This window comes from Martinezella sp. CNPSo 3964, assembly GCF_057784375.1.
Genome location: NZ_JBXSOW010000009.1, coordinates 23,264 through 49,519, shown reverse-complemented (window position 1 = coordinate 49,519; position 26,256 = coordinate 23,264). Strand labels below are relative to the sequence as shown.

Annotated in this window: 28 protein-coding genes and 1 pseudogene; 15 read left to right on the top strand and 14 right to left on the bottom strand. The window is 59.6% G+C overall.

Annotated features, from left to right (window positions below; genetic code table 11):
- The first annotated feature begins 25 nt into the window (after positions 1–25).
- From AC13Q5_RS25185 to AC13Q5_RS25175, 3 genes are all read left to right on the top strand, one after another.
- Positions 26–418 (top strand): DUF779 domain-containing protein, encoded by a 393-nt coding sequence (locus tag AC13Q5_RS25185; RefSeq protein ID WP_488503561.1) that lies wholly within the window; start codon positions 26–28, stop codon positions 416–418.
- A gap of 94 nt (positions 419–512) precedes the next feature.
- On the top strand, positions 513–1,109 hold the full coding sequence (locus AC13Q5_RS25180) for a DJ-1/PfpI family protein (protein ID WP_488503560.1): 597 nt from the start codon (positions 513–515) through the stop codon (positions 1,107–1,109).
- 21 nt (positions 1,110–1,130) lie between these two features.
- On the top strand, positions 1,131–1,481 hold the full coding sequence (locus AC13Q5_RS25175) for a ribbon-helix-helix domain-containing protein (RefSeq protein WP_004124790.1): 351 nt from the start codon (positions 1,131–1,133) through the stop codon (positions 1,479–1,481).
- Positions 1,482–1,489: 8 nt separating this feature from the next.
- Here the strand turns inward: AC13Q5_RS25175 and AC13Q5_RS25170 are convergent, their stop codons facing one another.
- A complete protein-coding gene (locus AC13Q5_RS25170; protein ID WP_488503559.1) occupies positions 1,490–2,107 on the bottom strand; it encodes a TetR/AcrR family transcriptional regulator in 618 nt (205 codons plus the stop codon).
- A gap of 61 nt (positions 2,108–2,168) precedes the next feature.
- Between AC13Q5_RS25170 and AC13Q5_RS25165 the strand changes: the two genes are divergently transcribed.
- The 3 genes from AC13Q5_RS25165 (at position 2,169) to AC13Q5_RS25155 (ending at position 4,773) form a co-directional block, all read left to right on the top strand.
- The gene (locus AC13Q5_RS25165) at positions 2,169–3,092 is read left to right on the top strand and encodes an alpha/beta hydrolase family protein (RefSeq protein ID WP_488503558.1); all 924 of its coding nucleotides are present in this window, start codon (positions 2,169–2,171) and stop codon (positions 3,090–3,092) included.
- Between the two features lie 152 nt (positions 3,093–3,244).
- The gene (locus AC13Q5_RS25160; protein WP_075856174.1) at positions 3,245–3,550 is read left to right on the top strand and encodes a zinc ribbon domain-containing protein YjdM; all 306 of its coding nucleotides are present in this window, start codon (positions 3,245–3,247) and stop codon (positions 3,548–3,550) included.
- 233 nt (positions 3,551–3,783) lie between these two features.
- Complete coding sequence (locus tag AC13Q5_RS25155) at positions 3,784–4,773, top strand: aldo/keto reductase (protein ID WP_488503557.1); 990 nt, start codon at positions 3,784–3,786, stop codon at positions 4,771–4,773.
- Positions 4,774–4,848: 75 nt separating this feature from the next.
- Here AC13Q5_RS25155 and AC13Q5_RS25150 read toward each other — a convergent pair whose 3' ends face one another.
- Positions 4,849–5,547 carry a dihydrofolate reductase family protein gene (locus AC13Q5_RS25150; RefSeq protein ID WP_488503556.1) on the bottom strand — a complete coding sequence of 233 codons (699 nt, stop codon included), beginning with the start codon at positions 5,545–5,547 and terminating at the stop codon, positions 4,849–4,851.
- Positions 5,544–5,657 (bottom strand): annotated as a pseudogene (locus AC13Q5_RS25145) ((R)-mandelonitrile lyase); the annotation flags it as partial. The gene AC13Q5_RS25150 and the pseudogene AC13Q5_RS25145, both read right to left, overlap by 4 nt.
- A 178-nt stretch (positions 5,658–5,835) precedes the next feature.
- On the opposite strand from AC13Q5_RS25145, the gene AC13Q5_RS25140 reads away from it, so the two are divergent.
- From AC13Q5_RS25140 to AC13Q5_RS25120, 5 genes are all read left to right on the top strand, one after another.
- Positions 5,836–6,729, top strand: coding sequence for a LysR family transcriptional regulator (locus AC13Q5_RS25140; protein WP_457879874.1), 894 nt, complete (start codon positions 5,836–5,838; stop codon positions 6,727–6,729).
- A gap of 248 nt (positions 6,730–6,977) precedes the next feature.
- A complete protein-coding gene (locus tag AC13Q5_RS25135; RefSeq protein WP_488503555.1) occupies positions 6,978–7,979 on the top strand; it encodes an aldo/keto reductase in 1,002 nt (333 codons plus the stop codon).
- Positions 7,980–8,313: 334 nt separating this feature from the next.
- Positions 8,314–8,493: a CsbD family protein gene (locus AC13Q5_RS25130; RefSeq protein ID WP_457879872.1), complete on the top strand. Its 180-nt coding sequence runs from the start codon at positions 8,314–8,316 to the stop codon at positions 8,491–8,493.
- Positions 8,494–8,539: 46 nt separating this feature from the next.
- Positions 8,540–8,884, top strand: coding sequence for a BON domain-containing protein (locus AC13Q5_RS25125; protein WP_457879871.1), 345 nt, complete (start codon positions 8,540–8,542; stop codon positions 8,882–8,884).
- On the top strand, positions 8,881–9,393 hold the full coding sequence (locus tag AC13Q5_RS25120; protein ID WP_075856181.1) for a DUF992 domain-containing protein: 513 nt from the start codon (positions 8,881–8,883) through the stop codon (positions 9,391–9,393). Before AC13Q5_RS25125 ends, AC13Q5_RS25120 begins: the two co-directional genes overlap by 4 nt.
- A gap of 81 nt (positions 9,394–9,474) precedes the next feature.
- On the opposite strand, the gene katG is transcribed toward AC13Q5_RS25120, so the two are convergent.
- Positions 9,475–11,667: a catalase/peroxidase HPI gene (gene katG / locus AC13Q5_RS25115; RefSeq protein ID WP_488503554.1), complete on the bottom strand. Its 2,193-nt coding sequence runs from the start codon at positions 11,665–11,667 to the stop codon at positions 9,475–9,477.
- Positions 11,668–12,008: 341 nt separating this feature from the next.
- Here katG and AC13Q5_RS25110 point away from each other — a divergent pair, with 341 nt between their 5' ends.
- Positions 12,009–13,019 (top strand): hydrogen peroxide-inducible genes activator, encoded by a 1,011-nt coding sequence (locus tag AC13Q5_RS25110; protein WP_488503553.1) that lies wholly within the window; start codon positions 12,009–12,011, stop codon positions 13,017–13,019.
- Between the two features lie 156 nt (positions 13,020–13,175).
- Entirely contained in the window at positions 13,176–13,352 is a 177-nt protein-coding gene (locus tag AC13Q5_RS25105) for a hypothetical protein (RefSeq protein WP_167459848.1), read from the top strand.
- A gap of 171 nt (positions 13,353–13,523) precedes the next feature.
- On the opposite strand, the gene AC13Q5_RS25100 is transcribed toward AC13Q5_RS25105, so the two are convergent.
- From AC13Q5_RS25100 to AC13Q5_RS25080, 5 genes are all read right to left on the bottom strand, one after another.
- The gene (locus AC13Q5_RS25100; RefSeq protein ID WP_488503552.1) at positions 13,524–14,705 is read right to left on the bottom strand and encodes a M20 aminoacylase family protein; all 1,182 of its coding nucleotides are present in this window, start codon (positions 14,703–14,705) and stop codon (positions 13,524–13,526) included.
- 75 nt (positions 14,706–14,780) lie between these two features.
- Complete coding sequence (locus AC13Q5_RS25095) at positions 14,781–15,560, bottom strand: amino acid ABC transporter ATP-binding protein (protein WP_488503663.1); 780 nt, start codon at positions 15,558–15,560, stop codon at positions 14,781–14,783.
- A gap of 8 nt (positions 15,561–15,568) precedes the next feature.
- Entirely contained in the window at positions 15,569–16,513 is a 945-nt protein-coding gene (locus AC13Q5_RS25090; protein WP_488503551.1) for an amino acid ABC transporter permease, read from the bottom strand.
- Positions 16,510–17,400 (bottom strand): ABC transporter substrate-binding protein, encoded by an 891-nt coding sequence (locus tag AC13Q5_RS25085; protein WP_488503550.1) that lies wholly within the window; start codon positions 17,398–17,400, stop codon positions 16,510–16,512. The genes AC13Q5_RS25090 and AC13Q5_RS25085 overlap by 4 nt, the downstream gene beginning before the upstream one ends.
- A gap of 46 nt (positions 17,401–17,446) precedes the next feature.
- Positions 17,447–18,424: an ABC transporter substrate-binding protein gene (locus AC13Q5_RS25080; protein WP_488503549.1), complete on the bottom strand. Its 978-nt coding sequence runs from the start codon at positions 18,422–18,424 to the stop codon at positions 17,447–17,449.
- Positions 18,425–18,525: 101 nt separating this feature from the next.
- On the opposite strand from AC13Q5_RS25080, the gene AC13Q5_RS25075 reads away from it, so the two are divergent.
- Entirely contained in the window at positions 18,526–19,854 is a 1,329-nt protein-coding gene (locus AC13Q5_RS25075) for an aminotransferase-like domain-containing protein (RefSeq protein ID WP_488503548.1), read from the top strand.
- Positions 19,855–19,863: 9 nt separating this feature from the next.
- On the opposite strand, the gene AC13Q5_RS25070 is transcribed toward AC13Q5_RS25075, so the two are convergent.
- The 5 genes from AC13Q5_RS25070 to AC13Q5_RS25050 form a co-directional block, all read right to left on the bottom strand.
- Positions 19,864–20,934 carry an acyltransferase family protein gene (locus tag AC13Q5_RS25070; RefSeq protein ID WP_488503547.1) on the bottom strand — a complete coding sequence of 357 codons (1,071 nt, stop codon included), beginning with the start codon at positions 20,932–20,934 and terminating at the stop codon, positions 19,864–19,866.
- Positions 20,935–20,971: 37 nt separating this feature from the next.
- Positions 20,972–21,787 carry a galactosyl transferase gene (locus AC13Q5_RS25065; RefSeq protein WP_488503546.1) on the bottom strand — a complete coding sequence of 272 codons (816 nt, stop codon included), beginning with the start codon at positions 21,785–21,787 and terminating at the stop codon, positions 20,972–20,974.
- Positions 21,788–21,878: 91 nt separating this feature from the next.
- Positions 21,879–23,369: a lipopolysaccharide biosynthesis protein gene (locus tag AC13Q5_RS25060; protein WP_488503545.1), complete on the bottom strand. Its 1,491-nt coding sequence runs from the start codon at positions 23,367–23,369 to the stop codon at positions 21,879–21,881.
- A 231-nt stretch (positions 23,370–23,600) separates the two neighbouring features.
- Positions 23,601–24,230, bottom strand: a complete 630-nt coding sequence (locus AC13Q5_RS25055; RefSeq protein WP_075856191.1) for a J domain-containing protein — start codon at positions 24,228–24,230, stop codon at positions 23,601–23,603.
- Between the two features lie 188 nt (positions 24,231–24,418).
- Positions 24,419–25,126, bottom strand: coding sequence for an NUDIX hydrolase (locus tag AC13Q5_RS25050; RefSeq protein WP_457879862.1), 708 nt, complete (start codon positions 25,124–25,126; stop codon positions 24,419–24,421).
- Between the two features lie 110 nt (positions 25,127–25,236).
- Here AC13Q5_RS25050 and AC13Q5_RS25045 point away from each other — a divergent pair, with 110 nt between their 5' ends.
- Entirely contained in the window at positions 25,237–26,256 is a 1,020-nt protein-coding gene (locus AC13Q5_RS25045) for an SPFH domain-containing protein (RefSeq protein WP_488503544.1), read from the top strand.

Genomic DNA, 26,256 nt, shown 5'->3' with positions numbered 1-26,256 from the left:
TTTCAGGCGGTGACGGAGGGTCATCATGGACGATAATGGACCGGAGCCGCGGGTGCTTGCGACCGACAAGGCGCTCGAGCTCATCCGCGAGATACAACAGGACCATCCCGATATCCTGTTTCATCAGTCGGGCGGGTGCTGCGACGGCTCCTCGCCGATGTGCTATCCGGCAAACGAGTTCATGATCGGCGATAACGACGTCAAGCTCGGCGAGATCGGCGGTGTGCCCGTCTATATCGGCGGCAGCCAGTTCGAGGCATGGAAGCATACGCAACTCATCATCGACGTCGTGCCGGGTCGGGGCGGCATGTTCTCGCTCGATAACGGACGAGAGAAGCGCTTCCTGACCCGTTCCCGCCTCTTCGGCGGCGGTGAGGCCTGTGCAATCCCGGACATCCGTCGTCCGCCAGCGCAGTAAGCAGGATCATAAATGGCGTGTAGTATTCGCCTAATACCCGCGACCTCTGGTGCTTTGCTAAAGTGGTGTCTGTTGGTTTTGAGGGAGGACAACGATGCCAGCAGCAAAGATCCTGATGATTACAGGTGATTTCACCGAGGACTACGAGACCATGGTGCCGTTCCAGACGCTGCTTGCCTGCGGCCATACGGTCCACGCCGTTTGCCCGGGCAAGAATGCCGGTGAAACGGTGGCAACGGCCATCCATGATTTCGAAGGCGACCAGACCTATTCCGAGAAGCGCGGCCATAATTTCGCGCTTAATGCCACCTTCGCCAGCATCCGCGCCGAAGACTACGACGCACTCGTCATTCCTGGCGGCCGTGCGCCGGAATATCTGCGGCTGAATCCGGATGTCATCAAGGCCGTTCAGCATTTCTTTGAGGCAGACAAGCCTGTTGCCGCCATCTGCCATGGCGCGCAACTGCTGAGCGCGGCAGGCGTGCTCAAGGGACGCACCTGCTCGGCCTATCCGGCCTGCCGTCCCGAAGTGGAACTCGCCGGCGGCATCTATGCCGATATTGCCATTAATGACGCCGTCGCCGACGGTAATCTCGTCACCGCACCGGCCTGGCCGGCGCATCCGTCCTGGCTGCGGCAATTCATGGCCGTGCTCGATGCCAACGCATTGTCGGCAGCAAACGCCGCCTGAAATTTAAAGAGGGAGACGCGCATGTGCGAATTGTTCATCAAGGCCGATGCTAGGCTCTGGGAAAGCACCACGCGCTCCCTGCGCATCGACGGCATGGTGACCAGCGTCAGGCTGGAAAACTTCTTCTGGTCGAAGCTGGAGGAAATCGCGCGGCGTGACGGCATGAACGTGGTGCAGCTGATTACCAAGCTGCACCATGAATCGATCGATGCCGGCCACGATCTCGGCAATTTCACATCGTTCCTGCGGGTTTGCTGCGCACGCTATCTCGATCTGCAGCTTGCCGGCGACATTTCGAGCGATCTCTCCCAGCCGATCGCCGGTGTCGATGCTCCCGCCATCCTTGGCCGTGAGCGCTTGAAGTATCACTGAAGCATGGCTTACGCCGCGCCGGGGACGCGGCTCGCGTTTGCTCTTGCGTCGGACAATCGTTCGGCAATCAGTCGTATCACTGCATCCGCCGCTGTTTCCATGTAGCTTGGATCGCGATGAAGCAGAACGACGGCGAAGGAGCCATCGAGGAGCAGCATGACCTGGCGCGCGAGCGGCTGGGCGTCATTGCCGGCTCCGGCTTCCATGAAGACCGATCCCAGCCAGTCCTCCACGCGCTTCTTGTGAGCACGGGCCACGACCAGAGCCGGATGGCCGGGGAGGTTGATGAGTTCCACAGAGGTCCGCAGAAAGCCGCAGCCCTTCCATTTGGCGCTGCGTGCCGATTGTGCCAGCTGGCGGAAAATGCCTGCGGCCTTTTCCGCGATATCGCCTTCCGTTTCCTCGAACCAGCGTTTGAAGAGCGTAAGGTTCGGCTCGTCGCGCGCCTGCAGATGCGCGGCGATCAGGTCGTCCTTGCTGCGGAAATGATAATAGAGGGTGCGTTTGGTAATGCCTGCCTTCTCGGCGATGGCATCGACACTGATCGCGCGGATGCCGTCGCGATGGAAGAGTTTTCTGGCCGCCTGAAGAATGCGTTCGCGTGTCGGCTGCGAGCTGTCTCTCATGGCTCAATGTATACCGGGTAGTGAATATACACAACGTGGCAATGGCCCCATCTTGTCGCCCATGAGCGAGCAACCAATTCCACCAGCTGCAAAGCCGCGCAGCCAGCCGATTTCCATTCCCTGCCGGGACGGGGTCGTTCTCGGCGGCCATCTCTGGCTCGCGGAGACGGAAAGGCCGGAAGGTCGCATCATCATCAATCCGGCCACCGGCGTTCTGGCGCGCTATTATCATCGTTACGCGCAATTCCTGACGCGGCATGGTTTCGATGTTCTGACTTTCGATTACCGCGGCATCGGCCAGTCGCGTCCGCAGCAACTGCGTGGGTCTGGCTATCGCTGGCGGGATTGGGGCGAGCAGGACTTCGCGGCCGCGCTCCGGCTGATGATTGATCATGGTCGCAGCGGCCCGCTCACGGTGGTGGGTCACAGCGTTGGCGGCTTTTTGCCGGGACTGGCTGAGAACGCCAGGGTGATCGACAGGATGCTGACCGTCGGAGCTCAATATGCCTGGTGGGGCGATTACATGCCTCGCCGGCGCGCCGCACTCTTCCTCAAATGGCATGTCGTCATGCCTGCGATGACTGCGCTCCATGGTTATTTCCCGGGCCGCCGGCTTGGCTGGCTGGAGGATTTGCCGAAAGGCGTGGCAAACGAATGGTGCTTTCGTGGCCCCCGGTTCGAGCGCAGCCATCCTGCGGGCGAGAGGAGGGATGTGCTGCGGCGAATGGGCGCCGTCAAAGCGTCGATCCTGGCCGTTGCCGTTTCGGACGACGAACTTGGCACCGTGCCGGCAATTCACCGCACGCTGAATTATTATACCGGTGCGCAACGCCAGTCGGTGCTGCTCCGTCCGGCTGATTTCGGCCGGGACGCAATCGGCCATTTCGGTCTGTTTCACGACAGCCATGTCGCCGGTTTCTGGGTCGATACGCTGTCGTGGCTTCGGGAGGGCCGCAATCCTTGGCCAGCATCCGTGCTGAAATAGGAAAGCCGAGTGCCCGCATCGAGTCTTCGCTCCGTGCTTATTGCATAGGCTGATTGTCTCGGGTAGACGCCACTTATAGATCATGAATGAGATGGAGGTCAGGCATTTGCCGGCCTTGGAATAGTTAGAAAACTTGCAGGATGGAGTTTGGCATGACCAGCCAAAATGACGAATATATCTATGACGAAGTGACCGGCGAGTGGCGACCTGCTGCGGAGATGGCAGCCGTTGCTGCCGCCACGGAGTTTATCGTTCACGATGCAAGCGGCAACGTCCTTGCCGACGGCGACTCTGTCACCCTCATCAAGGATCTGAAAGTGAAGGGCGCCAATCAGACCCTGAAGCAGGGTACGGTTATCAGGTCGATTCGACTGACCGACAATCCTGAAGAAGTCGATTGCCGCTACGAGGGGATCAAGGGATTGGTTCTCCGCACCGAATTCATACGCAAGCGGTAGAAGAATTCGGCCTGACATCGCCAGACCAGCGATTTTCGGTGGAAGTACCGTGCTCCGGGCAGAAATCAACGACTTGCTCTTTGAAAGTCTATGGTCGCCGGTGCCAGGCCGATAGCGTATTTATGAACCGCGAATATAGCTTCATGCTGATTATGCCGCCTAATCACTAGATGCGGTCTCCCATATCTTATGTGCATCGAACCCGAAACGCTTGCGACAGCAGGAGAGATGCGATGAAGAAGCGTGTACTTGGAAAAAGCGGCCTTGAAGTTTCGGCCGTGGGCTTCGGCTGCATGGGCCTGAACTTCTGCTACGGCCATGCGCTGGCCAAGGATGACAGTGTCAGGCTCATACGTGATGCCGTCGAGCGTGGCGTGACCTTCTTCGACACGGCTGAAATCTATGGCCCCTTCACCAACGAAGAGGTCGTCGGCGAGGCCTTGAAACCCGTCCGTGATCAGGTCGTCATCGCCACGAAATTCGGTTTCAGGATCGAGAACGGCAAGTCGAACGGCTTCGATAGCCGTCCGGAGAATATTCGCGCCGTCGCCGATGCCTCGCTGAAGCGGTTGGGCATCGAGGTCATCGATCTCTTCTATCAGCATCGTGTCGATCCGGACGTGCCGATCGAGGATGTGGCCGGTGCGGTGAAGGATCTGATCGATGCGGGCAAGGTGCGGCATTTCGGCCTTTCCGAGCCCGGTGCACAGACGGTGCGCCGCGCCCATGCGGTGCAGCCGGTGACGGCATTGCAGAACGAATACTCGCTCTGGACGCGCGGACCTGAAACCAACGGCATCCTGCAGGCCTGCGAGGAATTGGGCATCGGTCTCGTCGCCTATAGTCCGCTCGGCAAGGGCTTCCTGACCGGTGCGATGGACAAGGATACGCAGCTTGGCGAGAATGACTTCCGCCGCATTCTGCCGCGCTTCACGCCCGAGGCGATGGAAAAGAACCAGGCGCTCATTGATCTCCTCAAGCAGATCGCCGGCGGGAAGCAGGCAACGACTGCCCAGATCGCGCTCGCATGGCTTCTGGCACAGAAGCCCTGGATCGTGCCGATCCCCGGCACAACCAAGCTGCATCGTCTGGAAGAAAATCTTGAGGCTGCGAATGTCGAGCTGAGCGCGGCGGAACTTGCCGAAATTAAGCGCGCCGCCGCGGACATTGCGATCGAGGGCGAGCGCTACCCCGAGCAACTGATGAAGACCACTGGCCGTTGAAACGAGCAATCCTGTGGCCGCCGATCGGCGGCCACAAACTCTCTGCCGCGTTTGCCAATAGATTCATCGTCAACATCAAGATGGGGTGACCGCATAACGCAGATGGATCGCGCCATGCGCCAGCGGCTCGCAGCTTTTGAGCGAGAGCTGGACTTTTCCCGCCAAACCTTCCTCACCATGTTCGATGATGCTCTGGCTTGCGGCGCGTCCGTCGAGAGCGGGCGCGATGATCAGGCTGATTTCATCGACAAGACCGGCAGCAAGGAAGGAGCCGTTGATCCCGGCGCCGCCTTCCAGCAACAGGCGTTTGATGCCGAGTTCGTGTTCCAGCGTATCAAGCATGGCGGCGAGGTCAGGCTGGGCTTGCTCAGAGACGATGTAGGAAATACCGTCGTCCGCGAGTTCGGCCAGATGGCTGTCCGGCACGTCACTGCCGAGAAGGACGACGATGTGATCGCCATCGATTTCATTTGCGATGAAATGCAGCCTGCAGGAAATATCCATGGCAATGGCGAAATTGGCTGCTTTTCGATTGGCGAAATGAAAGGGGCGCGCCATCTTGCCGTGCTCGCGCGGTGGATGCGGGCCGCCCTTGCTCATCTCGGCCATCGTGATGCGCCCGACCATCCAGGCATCGCCTTCAAGCTTCTCGTGGCAGGATTGGTAGAGTGCCGTCCAGTCACCGAGCTTGCCGTCAGGGCTATGCGTCCAGCGGCTGGGATGCAGGCCGCCGTCCAGTGAGGAGACCATGTGGCAGATGACATAGGGCTTCATGATTGTGCCTTTCCCAGATAATCCGTGTCGCTCACCTTCTCCAGCCATGTCATTGGTGAGCCGTTTTCTTTTTCGGCGATCGCGATATGGCTCATGGCGCAATGAGGCCCGCCAAATAGTTTTCCGGCCCTTTGATCGATGGCGGGAAACCGCTGCGCTTGGTGTCCATATCCTGCGCCTCTTGAGGGAACTTGCTGCTTTCACGCCGTTCTTCAAGGCACCTTAGACTTGCCGCATAACTGGGACCATACAATATAAATGGCATATAATTATATCTGGGGCTCATGAATGCAGCGGGAAGAACTGGTCGATCTCAACGCCTTTGCTGTTGTGGCCGAGGAAAAGAGCTTTACGCGCGCCGCCGCGAAACTCGGCACGTCGCAATCATCCCTCAGTCATACGATCCGACGTCTGGAGGCGCGGCTGGGCGTGCGCCTGCTGACGCGCACCACGCGTAATGTCGCTCCGACGGAAGCGGGCGAGCGCTTGCTTGCCACACTTGGCCCAGCCCTTGAAAGCATTGACAGCGAGCTTGCTTCTTTGCGCGAGCTGCGCGAAAAACCGACGGGTACAATCCGTATCACCACCTCCGAGCACGCCGCCACCACTATTCTCTGGCCGGCCCTTGAAAGGCTCCTGCCGCAATATCCGGACATCCATATCGAGCTCAGCATCGATTCGAGCCTGCGTGATATCGTTGCCGATCGCTTCGACGCGGGCGTCCGGCTCGGCGAGGCGCTCGCCAAGGACATGATCGCGGTCAAGATCAGTCCCGATGTACGCATGGTCATCGTCGGTTCTCCGGCATATCTTGCGAAGCATCCTGAGCCGAGAACGCCGAGCGACCTTGCCGAGCATAATTGCATCAATCTGCGCCTGCCGAGTTCCGGCGGCCTTTATGCGTGGGAGCTGGAAAAGGACGGGCGGGAGCTTCGTGCCAGGGTGGAAGGGCAGCTCGTCTTCAACAATGTCGGCATGATCGTGCGGGCTGCAAAGGCAGGATTGGGTCTTGGTTTTGTCATGGAGGACCATGTTGCTGCCGACGTGGCGGAGGGTCGGCTGGTGCGTGTCATGGAAGACTGGTGCGCGCCATTTTCCGGCTATCATCTCTATTATCCGAGCCGGCGACAGCCATCGGCCGCCTTCTCTCTGTTGGTCGAGGCGTTGCGCTATCGCGGCTAGCTGCTTCGTTGAGGGTCGAGCCGAGTTCGGTTGATCATAAATGGCGCTGCGTATGTGACCAAAGACATGTGGGCATGCGAGAGAACTGTTTCTCTCTGGCTACGCAGTTGCAAAATTGAACGATGCCCGGCTGATTATCCGGATTTCCGAATTGTAAAATTGCAAATTGCTGCTTAATTCCTTTGCTGGATGCTCTTACATAGCGTGTAAAGTTATGTATCGGCTGCTAGCCGGCTGGGGGACTATGCATGCATCTTGATGACTATGCCGCACTCGGCCGCTCGGAGTTGCGTGTCAGTCCGCTTGCGCTCGGAACCATGACTTTCGATGAGGGTTTTGCCCGGCAGTCGCGTGAAAATCAGCCCGCGGCGGTTTTGGCGCGTTATCTCGAACTCGGTGGAAATTATCTCGACACTGGCAACGGAGCTATGAAAGCGGGTGGCCAGACGGTTGTCGGCAGCTATGTCGCGCAGAACTCGATCAGGCGCGATCGTCTTGTCATCGCCGCTAAGTTCAATGTCGAGCGGCATGGTGGAACGTTTGGCCGCAAAGCCGTGATAGCTGGTTTCGAACAGGCCCTTCGACGGTTGCGTACCGACTATCTCGACCTTTATTGGCTGGACAACTGGGACATACAGGCGCCTTTGGAAGAAATGCTGGAGGCGCTCCACAATCTCGTCCAGTCGGGAAAACTACGCTATTTCGGCATTTCCGATACGCCGGCCTGGAAGGTGGCGCATGCCCATCTCTTGTCACAGTCCAACGGTTGGGCTCCGTTCATCGGTCTGCAGATCGAATATTCGCTGGCCGCGCGGCTATTTGAAATCGAGCTTATTCCTCTGGCGCGCGGATTGGGGCTTGGCGTCGTCTCGCACTCGCCGTTGAGCGGCGGTCTCATCAGTGGTCAATATACGCGCGCCAACAATGCGGGCGCGGGGATGGGACACGCGGCGCAACTGGCGCAAAGGCCTGATGCTCAGGATCTCGAGATCGTCGACGCCTTGTTCCGCGTCGCCGATGAACTCGGTACGACCACCGCACGCGTCGCTCTTGCCTGGGCAATGGCGCGGCTGGGTGTATCTTCAACGATTATCGGCGTCCATACGCTGGAACAACTCGATGAGGATATCGGCGCGCTAGAGGTCCAGCTTTCGCCGGAGCAGACCGCGACTTTGGACGCACTTACTATCCCCAATCCCGTTGTTGCCCTGCCATTGCAAAATGCAGCACCGCTGTGCTGCGTGGACTGAACCGCGGCTTGCCAATGGTGGCGGACGCCGGCATCTGCTGACGACGTGATAGCTTTCCTTATCGGCGGACTGGCCTATCTAACATCTCGGTCGTTTAAAGGAGGCTTTGCATGAGCGGCAGAGCACAGTCACCGAATGCCCATTGGAATGTATTGCGCTCACAGTTGCAGCCATCGACAGATGAATGCGCGCGATAGCCTCAAAAAGGCTATTTTCTACCAGCACCAATAGTACATTCTGCTCTGCAAGCCACGCATTGCCGCCCTACTTCGTTGTTCATGGTCTCGGTGGAACGCCGATACCTCCTCTTTTGAAAAGCTCAGGGAGATAAGAAATGGACAAGAACCGTGTCAAAGGCGCAGTCAAGGAAGCAAGCGGCTCCATCAAGGAGGCCGCAGGAAAGCTGACGGGAAATAATCGGCTCAAGATGGAAGGTGTCGCCGAGAAGGTCGAAGGCAAGATCCTGACGCAAGTCGGCAAGGCCAAGGACGCCATCAGACACGCGCTTCGCTGACGCCAAGCGCGCGAAACTTTGCGTCCGCGATTTATCGAGGCTTCCAATGCTTTTCCTGGCCAAGTCCCCATCGCTGACGACATCGTCGGATCGTTATGCAACCTGTGCGGCGATCCGCTGCCTCATCGCCTATGCCGAAGGACTTGAGGATTGTCATATCGATGTTGCCGCCATTGAAGGCGCAATCGTTCTCTCCGGCGTGGCATCGAACGATGAAGCGCGACAGCAGGCCATTGCGATAGCTTCCGGATATGTCAGGATCCGCATCGTCAGCAACATCACCCTCCGGGCTGATCGCGACCCTTTTAGCCATCCGCAGATCGACCTGTCGAATTCCCCCGCGCCGTCCGGGCAGACCGCGGCGCCAAAAACGCCGAAGGAGACGTCATGAAAAAATTCATTATAGCGACCGCGGCAATTGCAGTCGCCTTTGGTTCTGCGGCTTCCGCTGCCAGCACCCATTCCAAAAGGCAGTCGACACAAGTGGTGTCCGAGCCGAAGCAAAGGCTCGGAACGCTGTCCTGCGAGGTCGCCGGTGGCGTCGGCATGATCATCGGGTCGAACAAGGCGATCAGCTGCACTTTCAAGCAGCGAACCGGCAGAGTTGAACGCTATACCGGAACGATCGGCAAGCTTGGCATCGATATCGGGGTCACCCGCAAGACCTATCTGAGCTGGGTCGTCGTCAATACCGCGCCGACGCGTGTCGGCGACGGCGCTCTGGCGGGCACCTATGTCGGTGCTTCGGCGGGCGCTTCCGTAGGCCTTGGCCTCGGCGCGAATGCTCTGGTGGGCGGCAATTCCAAGAATTTCGCCCTGCAGCCGTTGAGCGCGGAAGCGGGAACTGGCCTGAACGTCGCAGCCGGCGTCTCGCGCCTGCAACTGCAGTCCGCCCGCTGAAGTCCGTAGTGCGTTTGGAAATCACCTCATGCTCGGACGCGACCTGAATTCGATCGCGTCCGGGCCTGTTATTCAGTCACTTCAAGCGATGTCGAAGCGGTCGGCGTTCATGACCTTGGTCCATGCCGCAACGAAGTCCTGCACGAACTTCTTCTCGGCATCAGCCTGGCCATAGACTTCGGCGATCGCACGCAGCTGCGAGTTGGAGCCGAAGACGAGATCGGCGCGCGTTGCGGTCCACTTCACGTCGCCGGTCGCGCGGTCGCGGCCTTCGAAGACATCCTTGGCGTCCGAAACCGCCTTCCACTCCGTGCCCATGTCGAGCAGGTTCACGAAGAAGTCGTTGGTCAGGGTTTCCGGACGCTTGGTGAAGACGCCGTGCTGGCTTTGGCCGACGTTGGCGTTCAGTGCGCGCAGGCCGCCGATGAGGGCCGTCATTTCCGGAGCCGTCAGCGTCAGCAGCTGTGCCTTGTCGATCAGCAGCTCTTCAGAAGAGACGGTGTAGGCCCGCCGCTGGTAGTTGCGGAAACCGTCGACGATCGGCTCGAGAACGGCAAAGGCCTCGACATCGGTCTGTTCCTGCGTCGCATCCGTGCGGCCTGCAGAGAAGGGCACGACCACGTCATGGCCGGCTTTCTTGGCGGCCTGTTCGATCGCGACCGAGCCGCCGAGAACGATCAGGTCGGCCAGCGATACCGTCTTGCCGTGGGCATCGTTGAACTTCTTCTGGATGCCTTCGAGCGTCTGCAACACGGAAGCGAGCTGGGCCGGTTGGTTGGCTTCCCAGTCCTTCTGCGGCGCAAGACGGATGCGAGCGCCGTTTGCGCCGCCGCGCTTGTCGGAGCCGCGGAAGGTAGAAGCAGAAGCCCAGGCCGTCGAGACCAGCTGCGGGATTGTCAGGCCCGATGCGGCAATCTCGCCCTTGAGGGCAGCGATATCGCCGGCATCGATCGATCCGTGACCGGCAGCCGGGATCGGGTCTTGCCAGATGAGCTCTTCGCTCGGCACTTCCGGGCCGAGATAGCGCACGCGCGGACCCATGTCGCGGTGGGTCAGCTTGAACCATGCGCGGGCAAAGGCATCGGCGAACTCGTCCGGATTTTCGAAGAAGCGGCGAGAGATCTTCTCATAGGCCGGATCGAAGCGCAGGGCGAGATCGGTCGTCAGCATCGACGGGGCATGGCGCTTGGACTTGTCGTGTGCATCCGGGATCGAACCGGCGCCGGCGCCGTGCTTCGGTACCCACTGATGGGCGCCCGCCGGGCTCTTCGTCAGTTCCCATTCGTAGCCGAACAGGTTCCAGAAGAAGTTGTTGCTCCACTTGGTCGGCGTCGAGGTCCAGGTGACTTCGAGCCCGCTGCCGATCGTGTCGCCGCCCTTGCCGCTGCGGAAGCTGTTCTTCCAGCCGAGGCCTTGTTCTTCGATACCGGCTGCTTCCGGTTCGGGGCCGACATGGGCGGCATCGCCAGCGCCATGGGTCTTGCCGAAGGTGTGGCCGCCGGCAATGAGAGCCACGGTTTCTTCGTCGTTCATGGCCATGCGGGCGAAGGTTTCGCGGATGTCACGGGCAGCTGCGAGCGGGTCCGGATTGCCGTTCGGGCCTTCCGGATTGACATAGATGAGGCCCATCTGCACGGCTGCGAGCGGGTTTTCCAGATCGCGATCACCGCTGTAGCGCTTGTCGCCGAGCCAGGTATCTTCCGCGCCCCAGTAGATATCTTCTTCCGGTTCCCAGATGTCTTCGCGACCGCCGCCGAAGCCGAAGGTCTTGAAGCCCATGGATTCCAGCGCGACATTGCCCGTCAGGATCAGCAGGTCGGCCCAGGAGATGCTGTTGCCGTATTTCTGCTTGAGCGGCCAAAGCAGGCGGCGGGCCTTGTCGAGATTGACGTTGTCCGGCCAGCTGTTGAGCGGCGCGAAACGCTGCGTTCCGGAGGAGGCGCCGCCGCGGCCGTCGCCCGTTCGGTAGGTGCCGGCGCTGTGCCAGGCCATGCGGATGAACAGCGGACCGTAGTGACCAAAGTCAGCCGGCCACCACTCCTGCGAATCCGTCATAAGGGCGGTGAGGTCCTTTTTCAGGGCCTCCAGATCGAGCTTCTTGAATTCCTCAGCGTAGTTGAACGCCTTGCCCATCGGGCTGGAAAGGGCCGAATTCTGGTGAAGAATCCGAAGGTTCAGCTGATTCGGCCACCAGTCGCGGTTCGAACGGGCCGAAACGCTCGTGTTTCCATGCGGAAACGGACACTTGCCGGCATTTTCGACTTTCGTATCCATAATTTTCTCCCTTACGATGATTTGAATTGTGATGACCGGAGAAGGAGCTTTGCCAGCCCGCCGGGAAGTGGCCCGGTTCTAAAACGGGTATGGCAGCGACATGTCGGACGCATGAATCTCTCGTTGTTCTGGCCTCGCATGAAACGGAGACGCGGAAGCAGGCAAAGCTTGGGTATCCTGCCTTCCAACCGGCCCGTGCATCGATGAACTGAACGCAGTCAATGCTCCCAATGTGAGCTTCGTGTGACAGGCGGCCGCATCTCATCTATGCCGCGGTACTATAGCCAAGGCTTTCCATTAATTTAAGTTGGATTTCCTGATTGGCGCGATAAGATGAGCTTATGGCAAACTTCACACTCAAACAGCTTCGCTATTTTGAAGCGCTGGCTCGGCTCGGCCACTTCGGACGTGCCGCCGATCTATGTGCGATCTCTCAGCCCGCCTTGTCGATGCAGATCAAGGAATTGGAGGAGCAGCTCGGCACCGATCTCTTCGAAAGAGGCGCGCGCCAGGTCCGGTTGACCAATTTCGGGGAAGCCTTCGCGATCCGTGTCCGCGACATCCTGCGCTCGGTCGACGAACTGGGAGACCTTGCCCGCGCGTCGCATAATCAGCCTGTGGGTAGGCTGCGTATTGGCATTATCCCGACGGTCGCGCCCTATCTGCTGCCGAGCATCATCGGCAATCTCTCCCGCATCTATGACGGGCTTGATATTCATGTGCGCGAAACCCTGACCTCGAAATTGGTCGAGGAATTGGAGGAGGGGAGGCTGGATACGGCGATCGTGGCTTTACCCATCTCCGAGGCATCCCTTACGGAAGTGCCGCTGTTTGCGGAAAACTTCGTGCTGGTGCGGCCAAGCGAAGATGAGGGCAAGCCAGTGCCCAACCGGGAAGCGCTTCGCGAAATGCGGCTGTTGTTGCTCGAGGAGGGGCATTGCTTCCGTGACCAGGCGCTTTCCTTCTGCAATATACAGTCGGCGCTCCCACGGGAATTGATGGATGGAAGTTCGCTGTCGACGCTGGTGCAGATGGTCAGCGCCGGCATCGGCGTCACCCTGATACCGGAGATGGCGGTTGCTGTGGAAACGCGCTCAGCCTCGGTTTCGACCGTGCGTTTCCAAAGTCCGCAGCCGTCGCGAACGATCGGCATGATCTGGCGCAGGACGAGCCCTCTGACCAAACAGCTCCTGCAGATTTCCGAAGTGGTGCGCGAAGCGGCCGACGCCATGCGCGAGCAACATGATTCGATCTGGCGTGCGCAGGATCTGGAGCTCAATGGCCGATTACAACTGCCGGCTGCTCGACGCCCAGGCTTTGGTGCCGTCGATGACCCAGCGTCGCGCCGGTAGTGCTCGCATCCCGTGTTAACGCTGTTCGAATCTTTTCCACAGGCCGGGATATTTCAAACGATTGAAAATATTTTAATCGTTTAAATAATTTAATGCCTTGATTTACAAAGAAACTCTTCCATGTCATGCCAGTGACGCATGACAATGGAGGTCGTGATGCAAGAGTTTGAAAACGTAAGAAATGAAATTCCTACGTATGTAATTGATCGCCTCGAAAATGAGTGGCGGGTGATGCAGACTCAGAATGTGCAGCTGGAAACCGGGCTGCGGGCTGAAACGTCGGCAGATACTGCGCCTGCAACGACCGATAGTCTCGCATCCCTCGATAAGTAGTATTTTTGGAGACGGCAATCGCACGGCGCTCGCGGGGCACGCGATGCTGTTGAAGGCATAGCCCGGTATCCACCATTTCCATTTCATCCAGAAAACGGACAAGCCCCGGCTTATTCCCAGGGCTGTCGTTCATTTGGCCGGCTTCAGGGAAACTTGGTCCCCGAAATTGCTTCAGGCATCGAGATAGCGCTCGGTCAACCGTGCCCACATGGCGGCGCCAGCGGTCAGGCTTTCGTCGGCGAAATCATACTTGGCGCTGTGGAGGATGGCTGAATTCAAGCCATTGCCGAGGCGCAGGAAGCTGCCGGGTTTGTGCTCCAGGTAATGGGAAAAATCTTCGCTGCCGGGGATCAGGCCGCAGGTGGTGACCTTGTCGGCGCCGACGAGCTCTTCGGCGACCATGCGCGCGAATTCCGTTTCCTTCTCGGAGTTGACGACGACCGGATGGCCGTGGACGTAGTCGATCTCGACACTGGCGCCATAGCCGTCAGCGATGGATTCTGTCAGCTTGCGGATACGAGCTTCGAGCAGTTCGCGCACCTTCGGATCGAAGGAGCGGACGGTGAGCAGCATCTTTGCGCTCTCCGGAATGACGTTCGAAGCCTCGCCGGCGTGGATAGCACCGACGGTCACGACGGCCGTCTGCGTGGGGTCGACGCTGCGGGCAACGATCGTCTGCAGGCTGACGACGAGATTGCACGCAACGACGACGGGGTCGATGGTCAGATGCGGGCGGGAGGCATGGCCGCCCTTGCCCGTGATAGTGATTTCGACCGTATCGGCTGCCGCCATCAGCGGGCCGGAGCGCAGCAACCAGGTGCCTTCCGGCGCGCCGGGGTGATTGTGCAGCCCGAAAATGACGTCGAAGGGAAAGCGTTCGAAGAGGCCATCCTTGATCATTGCGGGCGCGCCGCTGACGGCACCCGCTTCCTCGGCCGGCTGGAAGATCAGGTTCACGGTGCCGTTGAAGCGGCGGGTGCGGGCGAGATATTCGGCAGCCCCGAGCAATATAGTCGTGTGACCGTCGTGGCCGCAGGCATGCATCTTGCCCGGCGTCTTGCTGGCATAGGTGGCGCCGGTCTGCTCGGTGATCGGCAGGGCGTCCATATCGGCGCGGATGGCGATGCTCTTCTTGCCGGCTCCAACAGTCATGCGCGCGACGACGCCGTGGCCACCGACATTGCGCGTGACTTCATAACCCCAGGCTTCCAGCTTCTCGGCGACGAAGCGCGCGGTTTCCGCCTCTTCGAAGGAAAGTTCGGGATTGGCATGCAGATGCTGGCGGATGCCGGTCAGTTCGGCCTTCATCGGCTCGAAGTCCGACAGGCGGGCAAAATCGTTGTCGAGGGTCATGGCTATTCCAATGGTTCGCTTGAGCCGCCGTCCGCCATAGAGCGTACAGGCTTCACTGATGATGGAGCTGCCGCGCTAGATGAAGCGCGACAGGAAACTTCTGGTGCGCGGATGCTGCGGATTGCCGATCACATCCTCGGGCTTGCCCTGTTCGACGATCTTGCCGCCATCCATGAAGACGACGCGGTCGGCCGCTTCGCGGGCAAAACCGATCTCGTGGGTGACGACGATCATCGTCAGGCCCTGGCTGGCGAGATCGCGCATGGTCGACAGCACCTCGCCGACCAATTCCGGATCGAGCGCCGAAGTCGGTTCGTCGAACAGCATCAGCTTCGGCTTGATTGCCAAGGCTCTGGCAATTGCCACACGCTGCTGCTGGCCGCCGGAAAGCTGGCGCGGGTAATTATTGGCCTTGGCCGAAAGCCCGACACGGTCGAGCAGCGCCAGCGCGTTCTCGATCGCTTGGCTGCGGCTTTCGCCATGGATGCCGATCGGCGCCTCGATGACATTTTGCAGCGCCGTCATATGCGGATAGAGGTTGAATTGCTGGAACACCATGCCGATCTTGCGCCGCTGCAGCGCGATCGCATGATTGGACAGCTTGACCAGACGCCCCTTGTTCAGCCGGTAGCCGATCTGCTCTCCATCCACTTCGATCGAGCCACGATTGATCGATTCCAGATGGTTGATGCAGCGCAGGAAGGTCGATTTGCCGGAGCCGGACGGGCCGAGGATGACGACCACTTCGCCCGGCGTCACATCGAGGTCGATGCCTTTCAGCACTTCGAGATTTTCGAATGACTTGTGGACGTTGCGCGCCTGTACGAGCGGGCTCACCTTGGCGATTGAGTTCATAGGAGCGTTCATTGGCCCGCCTCCTGAGCCGGTACGAGCGCCGGCGCACTCTCCTTTGCAAGCTTCGTCGCGCCGGTGCGTCGGTCGGCTCGGCTATAGTAACGCTCGATATAACTCTGGCCGATGTTCAGCACCGAGGTAATCAGCAGATACCAGATGACGGCGACAAGCAGCATCGGGATGACTTCGAAGGTGCGGTTGTAGATCGACTGCACCGAATAGAGCAGGTCGGCCATGGCGATGACGCTGACGAGCGAGGTCGCCTTGATCATGCTGATGAGCTGGTTGCCCGTGGGCGGCACGATGGAGCGCATGGCTTGCGGGATGATGATGCGGCGCAGAGCGCGGATTCTCGTCATGCCGAAGGCTTCGGCGGTTTCGAACTGGCCCTTGTCGACGGAAAGCAAGCCGCCGCGAATGATCTCGGCCATATAGGCGGCTTCATTGAGCGCCAAGCCGGCGATTGCGGCCGTCATCGGACTGATAACGGAATTCGTATCCCAGCTGACGAAGGTCGGGCCGAAAGGGATGCCGATCGACAGCGTCGGGAAGAGCGTCGAGAGATTGTACCAGAAGATCAGCTGCACGAGCAGCGGCGTGCCGCGGAAGAACCAGATGAACAGGGAGGCAAGCGTGCTTGCCAGCGTGTCTTTCGACAGCCTGGCGATCGCCAAAAGCAGGCCGAACACGATGCCGAGCGCCATGGCCACTACAGTCAAGCCAAGCGAAACATAAAGGCCGCTGATGACGACGGGATCGAAGAAATATTGCGCGACGACGTGCCAGCCAAAATTCTCATTGTGGGCAACCGACCACGCCCAATAGGCCGCGATCGCAAGCGTGATCACCCAGGCTGCCACACGGCCCATCGGGAACGGTGTGTGGGCATTCGCCACATCCCGTTCCGCCGCATCGCCAGGTGGCGATGCGATGTCTTTGGTATTCGTGCTCATTTCGGCAATGTCCCGCCAAGATTGATACCCGGTTCCCTGATCATATTGTTCTCAAGGCCCCATTTCTTCATGATGGCGGCGTAGGTGCCATTATCCATCAGAAGCTTGACGGCATCTTTCAAAATCGGAGCAAGCGGCGAGCCCTTCGGCACGACGGCGCCTTGATAGAGATCCTCGAAGCCGTTCTTCTGGCCGACGCCGGTCAGTTCCAGCTGGCCGTTGGCCTGCGAGACGAAATAGGTGAGCGGGGCCTGCGAGGAGAAGAAGGCGTCGGAACGCTTCGAGCGGACGGCGAGGATGGAGCTCGGCTGATCGGTAAAGGACTGAACCTCGATCGCACCCTTGCCATCGGTCTTGCACTTCTCGGCCTGCACCTGGATCACCTTTTCTGCTGATCCACCGGCCATGACGGCAATGCGCTGGCCGCAGGCGCTATCGAGCGAGGTAATGGCCTTCGGATTGCCCTTCTGGACTGCGAAAACGACGAATTCCTGCACCCAGTCGACGAAGTCATTGGCTTCCTCACGGCTCTTGAAATCGCCGATCGGACCGAAGGCGAACTGATAGCGGCCGGAATTGATGCCCGCGAGGATGGCGGGCAGGCCGCTGACGCTTTCATGCTCGATCTTCACGCCGAGCACTTCGCCGATCGCGTCGGTCAGATCGGCGCTGGCACCGGTCAGCTTGGTGCCGGTGACGATTTCATAGGGAGGGAAAGAGCCGTTGTTGACGGAGATCATCTTGCCCGATGTGCGGATCGCTTCCGGCAGCTTGGCCTGCAGGTCCTTGTTGACCGAAAGTTTCGGCAGGCTGGCATCCTCCGCAAAGGCGGCGCCCGACATCATCAGGCTTGCCAGGGCGACGTAGGTCATTTTCTTCAGCGACATGTTCATTCCCCTTTTTGCTTTGTGTCTCTGATTTTTCAGTCGGTGGTCAGGCAGCGCTCGTCCGGCTGCCGTCGACGTCGAACGGAAACAGCTCCTCCGGCGTCATCAGCCGCGGCAGGATCCCCTGCACATGCAGCTCCCCAGCGAAATCTGTTATCATCTTCCGGTTGACGGCAAAGCCGCTCGCATCCCACCCTTCCGGCAGTTCTGTCGCTGATTTCAGCAGCTCATCGAGCATGAAGGGCGTGGTGTCGGCATATTTGCGCCGCTTGCTGAGCCACATACGCTGCGATTCATCGATCACCTTGCTCAATTCGGCCATGACCCAGGGATGCTCGGCGGCGATCTCCGCCTTCAATCCGATCAGGTGCATGCCCGGTACATAGCCCACATCGGCGAAATAGCGATGTTCGGCGCCGCGAAAATCCGAAAGCACCTGGCGGAAACCGGAATTGCCGGCGAAATAGCCGTCCGGCATGAAGGGCGTAAAGATCGCGTCGAGCAGGCCTTCCTTCAAAAGGTCCACCATCGGCCTCTCGCCGGGTGCGGCCTCGATGCGGCCGGGGCGGCCGAAACCGTCGAGGCGATCGGTGATCGGATGGGCTTCGGTAAGGCGGCCGGCATACCACATGGCATCCTCGACGCCGACACCTTCGCGGCGAAGTGCTGCGCGCGTCCAGGTATTGCCAGAGTCGCGCCAGCCGGTGACGCCGATGCGCTTGCCGGCAAGTTGGGCAAAGCTCGTGATCGGGCTGTCCTTGGTGGTGATGACGCAGCGGTGACGGAAGCCGCGCATGATGAAATTCGGAATGCCGACGACGCTCTCGTCACCGTCGATGCGCAATTGCGTGTAGCGGCTGAAGGAGGTTTCGGCCGCATCGTAGGCGTCGCTCTTGCCGACATGCGAGATCAGCGTGCCGACGCGATCCACCTTGATGTCGAGCTTGGGGGAGGAGACGTCACCCAGGACCAGAGGTGTCATATAATCCCAGTCGCGGAGAGCAAGTCGAAGAGTAAGGGGCATGAAATTCACTCGCGGGAAAACTTGTTTTCTAAACGAGTAAATGTTCAATATATGTCGATCAAATGTTATTACGTTATTGAACATTAAAAAATGGTGCGAAAATGAGCGAAGATCGGGACGCAAAATGGTTTGCCGAAAAATTGAGCGATCGGACCATCCGCGGCATAGCGCTCGAGACGAGCGCGCTCATTCGCGCCGGCGCCCTGCCTGTTGGCACCAAACTGCCGCCGATCCGCGATCTTGCCTTTGTGCTCGGGGTGAGCCCAGCAACCCTGTCCGAAGCCTGGAGCGAGCTCAGGCGTCAGAAGATCATCAGCGGGCGCGGCAGGAACGGCACATGGGTCAGCGGCGACCGCTTCGTCGCCAAGCCGGCGCGGCTCGCAAGCGTCGGCGATTATGGCAGTGACGCCCTGAACCTGACGGCCGCCGTTCCCGATGTGCAGCTGCTCCCGAAGCTCCAGGCGGCGATGGCCTACGGTGCCTCGGCCGAAAATCTCAACAGCTACGAGCGCAATCGCATCCTGCCGGAACTGGAAGGCGAAGTCAGAAAGACATGGCCCTACGAGCCGGAAGCGTTCCTAGCGACCAATGGCGGCTACAATGCCGTCTATACGCTGATCAATGCCCTCGTCATGCCGGGTGCTGCCGTTGCGATCGAGGACCCGACGGGCATGCGGCTTCTCGATATTCTGGAAGATCGGGGTGCCCGCATCGTCCCAGTGAAATGCGACGATGAGGGTCCGCTGCCGGCTTCGCTGGAAGAGGCGCTGAAATATCGCCCGGTCGCTTTTATCTTTCAGCCGCGCATCCATTCCGTCACCGGCCAGAGCGTAAGCCCGGCACGCATGGCAAGGATCGCCGATATCCTTCGCGACAAGGATACATTGATCGTGGAAGACGATGGTATTGCCGATATCTCGACAGCGCCGCGCCATTCGATGGGGCATCTCTTTCCCGATCGGGTCATCCATATCCTGTCGTTTTCGAAAACGCACGGACCGGATCTGCGCCTCGCCGTATTGTCGAGCTCGCGGGCGATCATCGACCAGATCCAGTCCTATCGAAGCTTCAGCTCCGGCTGGACCAGCCGCATACTGCAGGCCGCGGCTGCCTGGCTGCTGCGCGATCCGGCGACGGCGGCATGCCTCGATCATGCCCGCATGACCTATCGAGAACGCCGAGCAGGCCTCATCGGTGCGCTTCGTGAGCGCGGTGTCAATGCGCGACATGGGGAGGGGCTGTGCGCGTGGGTGCCGGTCTCGTCGGAGCCCTTCGCGATGGTGACGCTTGCTGCCAGGGGCATTGCAGTGCATCCCGGTGCCAAGTTCTCGATCCTGTCCAGCAGCCATTTGCGTGTCGCGACGGCCAAGCTCTCCGAGCGGCGTGACTATGTTGCGGATGCCATCGCACTTGCCGCCGTCCATACGTGAACGGTAGCGCTAGCGGCTCGAGGTCATGCCCACGCCTTTAGGCGCCTCCCTCCAGGGGAAAGCGTACTTGACGAGGATAGTCGCAAGCTTGGCCGAGATGAGCGCAATGATGGAAATCGCGACGAGATAGATTGCGATGTCGACAGGCTGCGGCAAGTGGATGTTGCGCATCAGATGCCCGTAGATCTCGGTGAAACCGCGATGGCACATATAGATCGGATAGGAGAGATAGCCGAGAAAGATGCCGAGCCGCTGCAGTTTCTCCGGCAGTTCGAGCATCGTGCCGGCAAGGACGATGAGCGGCGAGATCAGGATGCAGAACACCAGCGCGTATTTCAGCGAATAGGTGGGAAGAAACAGCAAGATTAGGATCGCCGCGATCGGCAGCAGGGCAGCATAAGTATTCGCCGTGTGGCCGAGCGCTGCGACGTTTCTAAGCCGATAGATGATCATTCCGAGCGTGAAGGAAAAGAAGACGCGGGCAAAGCCGCCATCCACCGAGCGCCATTCCCAGCCGAGATCGAGCGATTTGTGGAAGAAGACCGAGCCGATCAGCATTGCCAGAGATGCGGCGGCTATGAGGACGAGGCTCCGCGTTTTCAGCCTGAAAAGCACCAGTGCGAATACCAGATTGGCCAGCAGCTCCCAAAACAGCGACCAGGCTGGACCATTCAGCGGATAGAGCGCCCAGATATCTCCCGCCGAACGAGTCAGAAAGCTCGGCGAAGGCAGCATGAATACGGTCGTAAGGATGCTTGCGACAAGATCGGCCCGCCCGACACCGGATGCCTGCCAATGCAGCAGCAATTGTACAAGGCCGTAGACGCTGCCGATCAGAAATAACGGATAGAGACGCGCGTAGCGGGCCTTCATGAAGGCGAGCACGGTCATGCCGCTGGCAAGCTTTTCGCCATACGCTCTGGCGATGACGAAGCCGCTGAGCACGAAAAAGAAATCGACGGCGATATAGGCCGAAGGCGCATAGGGCCTGTCGAGGTGATAGACGACGACGGCGAATGCCGCCAGGCCGCGCATCGCATCCAGGGCCGCGTATCTATGTTTCGTTGCATCAGCCGGCATTGATCGAAACCTCGTTGAGCGGAAGGATTGCACCCGGCTATCCCGCAGCGCGCGCGCCGAAGAATTCGTTTCTCAAATTTCGATCGAGCGGGCGCACCCGCGAAAGGTTGCCCAGGAACTGGCGTGGACTTGTCAGTACCGACCGGTTCAGGAAATGGGTCCTGATGAGATTGGAGGATTTGCTGTGGGCGCCGGCATGGCCGACCCGATAGATTGCACCGCGGAAGGGCAACGATCCGAGCGGGGCGCCGGTGTCGGCAAGCAGCTTGCCGATGCGCACATGGCTGCCGAGCATGGATTTGATGTAATCGACCTCGGCATCCTCGAAGGTCGCGGGCAACTTGTAGAGGTCCGACCGGATGATGAGCGACGTCCCGCAATAATTGGCGAAGTCATTGTGATGCAGCAGTAACCGGCCGCCTTCGTTCCAGAGATAGCCCCGGTCGATCTTCCAGCCGTTGGCGTCGGAATTTCTGGCGGCGAAATCGACGATATTGGCGCTGACGAAATCATCATCGTCGACGATCATGAAGAAACGAGTGTCGCGCGCCGAAAGCATGCCTTTCAGCACGCGGCGGCCTTTGTCCAGCCGGAAGGCGTCGTAGACCTTCTCGCGGTCGGCGCCATCGATGTCGTGCAGCTGGTTTGGCGGGAAGGTTACGCGCTCCGACGTAAAATTCGGCGGCAGATCGGGCAGATCGGCGCCTTCGTTGGCGACGACCACACCGCGCCAGTTATTGTTGGATTGCCCGGCGATCGATGCGATTGTTTGCGACAGCCGCCGTTTCAGCGCAGGCCAATCATTGGAATTGGCCTGATGGCGAACGGGAATAATGAACGTAACCAGTGTCATGAGGCGCCTTTCCGACATTTGCTGTTGCTACCGCAGGGATCGAAGGCCCCATGTGGAATGCCATGCTTCGATCCGATGGCCACGATGCTTGCTACTGTGCCCTTGCACGGCGACCTTGCAGTGTCGTCCGCACGAGGAAGAGGACCCTTTCCCTGCATAAGAGAAGGATGAGGCCCGAATAGGTGAGACCGCCGACCAGGACTTCGCAGATGAGACGTGCTGCGAGGGAGCGGTCGTACAAGGCCGACGAGGCTGCCAGCACCACGACAAGCATGCCGAGATAGGCGGCTATGGGCCGCAGGAACTGGCTGAAATATTCCAGGATGCTCAGACCGATCAATCGCGAGACCATCCAAAGCGTCACCGGCCACAGCATCAGCACGCCAACCATGAGCCCGAAGACGACGGTCGCGACACCATATTTGTGGAGGATGAAAACGGTGAGGATCGAAACGACGTTGCGCACCAGTTGATAGTAGAACCACCAGTCGGATCTGCCCTGGCTGGTGATCAGGGAGGCCTGGATGATCCCAATGCCGGCCATCAGGCCGATCACGCAAAAGAAGCGAACCGGCCAGATGGCGGCCGCCCAATGCGGTCCGAAGATCAGCGGAATGGCATCATCTGCGACCGCTGCAAGTCCCATGAAGGCCGGGAACGATACCAGCGAGCAGCCAAAGGTCGCCATGAGAAAGGCTTCGCGCACTTTGTCCTTATCGTGCTGCAGCGAGGAGAGCAGCACGTGGCTGACCGAATTCAGTCCGCCGGCCACGACATTGTTGAGCATCTCATAGAGTCGCCGGGCGAAATTATAGATACCGAGAGCGGCTGGGCTTACCAGCGTCCCGATGATCAGCTGGTCGAGATTCATGGTCTGGAGGAAGCGGTTGCCAGAGGCGAAGATGCCGTAATGCAACAGTTCGCGCAGGCTTGAGAGCTTTACCCTGAAACCAGGCAGCCACCTTGCGCCCCAGAAAGCGGCGATGCAGGCAGCCGCCGGTGCGGCGATCTGGGCGATCGCAAGCGCCCAGAGCCCGAAACCCGCGAAAATCAGCGAGAGACAGATAACCGCCGAAACGGAGGTGGCGATCGCGGTGCGGGCCGCGGCAAGATGAAAGGACATCGTCCGGCCGATCAGGGCGTTGGGGACGATGATCATCATGTCGAAGAAAATCTTGAGGCCGATGATCAGCAGCAGCTTGACGATGTCGTCATGCCCGACCCAATGGGCGAGAAACGGCGAAAGCAGAAACAGCGCGGCATAAAGGATGGCTGCGGAGACGAAGGATAGCCAGAAGACCGTATCGAGATGGCTGCGCCGAATGGATTTCTGCTGGATCAGTGCCTCGCCGAAGGCCGTCGGCCCGAAGCCGGAGGCGAAACTGACGACGGCGAAGGCAAGTGCCACCAGACCGAAGTCCTGTGGCAGCAGAAAACGGGACGTGACGACGAAGACAAGGCTGTTGAGCGCCGTCGGGATAAGCGTATCCAGCGCCGACCAGAAGGCACCTCTCAATGCGGCCCGCGATCGGTTTTCGCTCAGATGTTCAAAGACGACTTCATCCGCTTCGGAAGCCAGCAAACGTATACCTCGCCATATAGACCGTCATCGGCGCCGGAGCTCCGGCACCCGCTATTGCCGCGGCGCCGTCGTTCGGTGCAACAGGACCACGTGTTGGATGCTTGATCTAGGCCAGCCCCTCGATTTGTCTAGGGAGGATTGTTGCATTGCAACATTGCGTTGCTGAAAGTGATCCCGCGATCAAGGCAAACGCGAAATCTGTCTCCTCAGGGCGACGAAAAAGCGCCGTCTCTATTGCGCGGCCGAGCGGACCCTTGGCTCGTCCCACTCGATTTCCGGAGCTGCATCCGCCTCATCCAGAGGCTCGTTCATCTCGTAAAGATAGCCTTCGAGCATGTCGCAGGCGCGTTCGCTGGCGCCGATCTTCGCTTCGGTTTCGCTAATCGCGGTGGCAATGGCCTTGATGCGGGCGCGCAGCATGTGGCCGACCACGTCCTTGCCGGGGCGCCTGCCCAGCCGGTCGAGGTGAAGGCCGATGCGGTTGGAGTGGCGCTCGAGCTCGCTCTTGCTGAAATTCGCCTTGCGAATTTCTTCCAGAAGGCTCGCACGCATCTTGGCGACGGGATCGAAACTGCCCGGCTCACGCTCGTCCAGCACCATCTCCGTAATCAGCTTTTCAATAGCGACCAGCGCCTGCAAGTCGACGGCATCGGTCAGTTCGACATCATAACCGGTATCGTCGAACACCTTGCGGCGTACGGGGTCGAGAAGAAGCTCATAGGCCTTCTGCAGCCGCGCGAAAGCATCGGTATCACCGCCGGAATCCGGGTGGGCCGCCTTGGCGCGCTTGCGATAGGCCGCCTTGATCTGCTCTTCGCTGGCATCGCGCGCAACGCCGAGAATATCGTATGGATCAGTCACTCCAACTCCTGCCGCCGCTTATTCCTGTTTCCGAAGCTTTCGCCGTTGATGCCGCCGGCGCGGTTTAAACTTCCCGCCAGTCTGTTTCAATCGGCCCTGGCGCTATGTGTACCATCACAAAGGCAGAGTTTGGACAAAAAGAGTCCTATGTCAAAGACGAACTGTCTCGCAGGCGGAAATGTGCCGGCCTAGATCGTCCGGTCGAAGAAGACGGTCGAGCGTGCCTGTTTCAGCCGATAGAGCTGGGCGGGGCGATTGCTGGCGCGGCGCATTTCTCCGACGATCGGCTCGATGAAATCGACTTCCGCGATGCGTTTGCGAAAGGCAGATTTATCGAGAAGGCGGCCGAGCAGCCGCTCATAGACGGCCTGCAATTCACTGAGAGTAAAGGCTTCCGGCAAGAGGTGTACCGGCAGGGTGGTATATTCGACCTTGTTGCGCAATCTGGTGATCGCCGCCTTCAAGATGGCTGCGTGGTCGAAGGCGAGGGGCTGCGCCGTCGCTTCGCCTGCGATCCGATGCCAGGCGGCATCCGTGACATTGCCGCCATGCTGCAGGATGACGGCATCCGGCGTGATCAATGCCATGTAGGTCACGCTCAGGCTCCAGCCGCGGGGATCACGCGCCGCATCCCCGAAAACGCCGACCTGCTCGAAATAGGGCGCCGTGACGCCTGTCTTGTCGCTGAGCACGCGCCTTGCCGCAGCCTCCAGGCTCTCATCTTCATCGACATGAATCCAGCCGCCAGGCAATGCCCAGTGACCAGTAAATGGTTCCGCACCGCGTCGGGCTAGCAGAACCTCAAGCCCGTCCGGCGTCAATGCGAAGATTGCGAGATCGACCGAAACGATCGGTCTCTGATGAAGGTCTTCGATGTTGTTCATGGCTGCAAACATAGCGCGATCGATCCTTAGTGTAAAGTTTCAACTAACTTAGTTGACAAAATACAATAAGTGGTATTTGTTCGCGTTATCGCAGTTTGCAACGCCGCTTTCAGGAGGCAGTCATGTTCGGATTTCGTTTCATCAAGGCTCAACCGACCCAGTATGTGATCCAGTATCAAGGAGGCCGGCCGCAGCGCGAGGGCGCGGGGCTCTCGTTCTGGTATTTCGCACCGTCGACCTCGCTGGTCGTGGTACCGACGGCCAGCGTCAACGAGCCCTTCATCTTCCCGGAGGTCACCTCGGACTTCCAGGAAGTGACGGTTCAGGGGCAGATCACCTATCGCATCGCCGAGCCGAAGCGGACGGCGGAACTGCTGGATTTCTCGCTCAACGCCAAGGGCGTTTACGGTTCGGAAGATCCGCAGAAGCTGTCGCAGCGGTTGATTGACCAGGTTCAGGTCGTCATGCGCGCCGAAGTGCAGGCCCTTTCGCTGAAGGAAGTGCTCGCTGCCGGCGAACTGCTGGTCGGACGCGTGGCAACCACACTGCACACTCATCCGGTGCTGCAGGCGCTGGGTCTTGAGCTCCTGAGCCTGTCGATCCTCGCGGTGAAGCCAAAGCCCGAAACCGCAAAGGCACTGGAAGCCAGTGCGCGTGAAGCGCTGCTGCGCAGTGCCGACGAGGCAATCTATGCCCGCCGCAATGCAAGCGTCGAACAGGAACGAACCATCAAGGAGAATGAGTTGGCGACCGAAATCGCCGTTGAAAACAAGAAGCGTCAGGTGCGCGAGGCGCAGATGGATGCGGAACGCTCGGTCCAGGAGCGCCAGCTGCAGATCCGCCGCGAGGAGATGACCGGCAAGATCGCGCTTGAAGAGCAGAACAAGGAGCTTGTTGCTCTCGCCTCGGGCAATGCGCGCGAAGAGGCCGATGCGAAAGCCTATGGCCTTGCCGCCATGATGAAGTCGTTCGGCGATGCCGATCCCAAGATGCTGCAGGCGCTGGCTTCGGTCGGCATGGACCCCGGTCAGTTGATGGCGCTCGCCTTTCGCGATCTTGCCGACAACGCCACCAAGATCGGCCAGTTGAACGTCACCCCGGATCTCCTGCGCGAGATGCTGCAGCCGCAGGCGAGGGGATGA